This window comes from Sphingomonas yabuuchiae (genome assembly GCF_001477495.1).
Classification (GTDB): Bacteria; Pseudomonadota; Alphaproteobacteria; order Sphingomonadales; family Sphingomonadaceae; genus Sphingomonas; species Sphingomonas yabuuchiae_A.
The window spans coordinates 1-2,896 of sequence record NZ_LDTF01000151.1 but is presented as its reverse complement, the minus strand read 5'-3'; the positions used below and the strand labels follow the sequence as shown (position 1 = coordinate 2,896).

The 2,896-nt window shown below is 66.8% G+C and carries 1 protein-coding gene and 1 other RNA gene; both read right to left on the bottom strand.

Features of this window, described 5'->3' with window-relative positions:
- Positions 1–118: 118 nt before the first annotated feature.
- Entirely contained in the window at positions 119–2,101 is a 1,983-nt protein-coding gene (locus NS355_RS17745; RefSeq protein ID WP_058746870.1) for an energy transducer TonB, read from the bottom strand.
- A gap of 55 nt (positions 2,102–2,156) precedes the next feature.
- Positions 2,157–2,538, bottom strand: an RNA gene (gene rnpB, locus NS355_RS17750) — RNase P RNA component class A.
- Positions 2,539–2,896 lie beyond the last annotated feature (358 nt).

Genomic DNA, 2,896 nt, shown 5'->3' with positions numbered 1-2,896 from the left:
GGGGCGCTTCCGCAAGCGAGGCGTTGGTGGCAAGGCCCCACCCCAACCCCTTCCCTGAAGGGGAGGGGCTTGCGTTGGTTCAACGCAATAGCATCACGATATGACCAAGTGTTTCTGATCACTTCGGCAATTGGAACCGGATGCCGTTCACGCTGGCACCGCAGCCCAGACCGCCATCGGGGCGATAGGTCTTTTCATAGCGCATCGACGTGAACGCCTTCTCCGCCGCCTGCGAGAAGATGAAGGGAGGATAGCTAATCAACGTCCGGGCATTGGCGACCCGGCCATCGGCGCCGATGTCGAACTGGTTGCGCACCCAGCCCTCGAACCCCCAGCGCTGTGCCTCTTGCGGGAAGGCGCTGCTGCCGGGGTAGGTCACGACCTTGGGCGTCGCGTCCAGCGTCGCGCATTGCGAGGCCGCCAGCCCGCTCTTCTCGAAGGTCTGGCGTGCCAGGGCCAGATCGCCCTGCCGCTTGGCTGCCGAGGCCAGGCGGATCAGCGCACCGACGCGCAGCGGATCGCGCGGGTCCAGTCCCTTGTCGTCGGCGACCTGTTGCAGATAGGGGCCGGCATATTTCTCGCCGGTCCGGTCCGCGATCCAGAGGCGCAGCGCGGCCCGCGCCTGCGGGTCGTCGGCGAAAGGCTTTTGCGCGAGCAGCGGGGTCATGACGGCGGCATAACGCCCTGCCCCACGCCAGTCGCGATTGCGCCCTTCCTGCGCCGGAATGGCAAAGACCAGCTGCGCCATGGCGGGCATGTCCGATGCGGCCGCCAGCGGCTGGGTCTTCGCGATCAGGGCAGCACGATCGTCACTGCCCAGCGTCGGATTTTCCAGCATCTGCGCGGCGGCGGCGAGGATCGCGGGCGCCTGCCCCTTGGTCTCGGCCGCAGCAAGGGCGGCGCGCTGCCGGGTCAGGGCCTCTGCCCCGACCGAACCCGATTTTGCCGGGGCCGCCACCCCCTTCTTCTCCAGCCATTCGGCGAAGCTGGCATTCAGCGCATCCCCGATCGCGGGGCGGCTATAAGCGGTCGAACAGCGCATCTCCAACCGGACATTGTAGCGGAAGAAGGGCGGCAGTTCCTTCAACTCCTCGGGTGACCAGACCCATTCCCGGACCGCGCGGGCAAAGGCTAGCCCCTTGGCCCCGCCGCCGGAGGAATAGATGGGCTCGACACCGAAGACGGTCCCGTCGTCGCCGACGCTGAACTGGACGACGGCGACATCATCGGGCTTGAGGTCGGCCTCGCCGCCGCATTCGGGCGGAGCCATCACGCTGCCCGAGTTGAAATTGCCCTTGGTCGAACGGCCCGCGCCCGTATAGGCCATATATTCGCGGGCGTTGTCCTCGTGATGAGTCAGCAACGCGGCGATAGCGGCGTCCGAGCGGGCGGCGACGTCGCGAAGGTCGACCTTGTTCAGGGTCATGCCACCCAGCAGCGTCACGATCTTGGGCGCCATCCTGTTGGCTTCGTCCAGCCGCCCGGTATTCAGCGCCAGACGCATGCGCGCCTGCTCCAGCGCGGCCTGATCGCCCTTGGTCAGCGTGAGCTTCTGCGCCAGCGCGTCGGCCTGGGACAGCGTGGCCTGCGCCTCGCCCGGATCGGTGAAGGTCTGGGTGCGCACCGTCGCCAGCAGCGCGGCCATCCGCCCGATATCGTCGGGGGATTCCGCTGCCGCCTTGCGATACTCGGCCGTGGCATCGGCATAGTCGAGCGATGCGGTCGCGATGCCGCCCAGCTTCATATGCGCGGCGAACCGGTCCTCGGCCAGCGAGGGGTCCTTGGCGGGCAGCACGGCCAAACCGGCGCGGATCGCCGCCGCCGCATCGTCGATCTGCCCCAGTCGGAATTGCGCACCGCCCTTGCGGACCATCGCGATCGCCCAGGTCCGGCTGCCCGGCTTGACCTGCGCGATGATGTGGTTCCAGGCGGCCAGCGCCGCCGCCGGGTCCTGGCCCGCGTCCAGCGCCGTGGCGGCATCATATTGCTGCTGCATGGTCTGGGCCGGCGCCGGAGCCGCCTGCTGCGCCATGGCGGCGGCGCCCGTCGCGACGATCAGTCCCGCCAACGTCACCGTTACGAAATTCGTGCTGTTCTTCATGTCCCCGCGCCCTCCCAAGCCGAGTTTCGCGGGACGCTGCCCGAATTTGCGGGCGAAAGCCAGAGGGCCTGTAAGCCGGGTTCTGTCCACCGGCCAAAAGCCGGATGGGCGACCATTCTTCTAGGACGATGCTTGCACATCGCCTCAAGCAACCAACCCGGACAGCGGGCGGGAACACGCCCCGACGCTTTCGCGTCATGCCATCCCTATTCGGTCTTGCTCCCGGTGGGGTTTGCCATGCCGTTTCCGTTACCGGACCCGCGGTGCGCTTTTACCGCACCCTTTCACCCTGACCTGGCCGAAGCCGTGGCCGTCTGCTCTCTGTGGCACTGTCCCTGGGGTCACCCCCGCCGGGCGTTACCCGGCACCGTTATTCCGTGGAGCCCGGACTTTCCTCGCCCCCGGTTACCCGAGGCCGCGGCCGCCCGGCCCTCTGACTGGGGGTGCGTGTAGACGGATTGAACGAGAGGGCAAGGGGTTTGTGGGCAGGGTTATGGCGTGGCCTTCGACTTCGCTCAGGCTGAACGGCGGTTGGGCCATAGCCCCACGCCCCCCTCCGTTCAGCCTGAGCGAAGTCGAAGGCTACGGGTAAAATCTACGTGGTCGGTTGCCATCATGTCTGGAATGGGTGGGAAGCTATCGTCGGTGCCGCTAGGCAATAACTATGCCGCTCGCCCGTAAAATCGTCCTGCACACGCCGATTTCTGACGAAGCGCTACTCGACCCCTTCGTGGAGCAATGCCTTCGCGATGAAGTTTCTCTAATGGCCGTTGTGGGGCCTGATTGCTCCCGGAA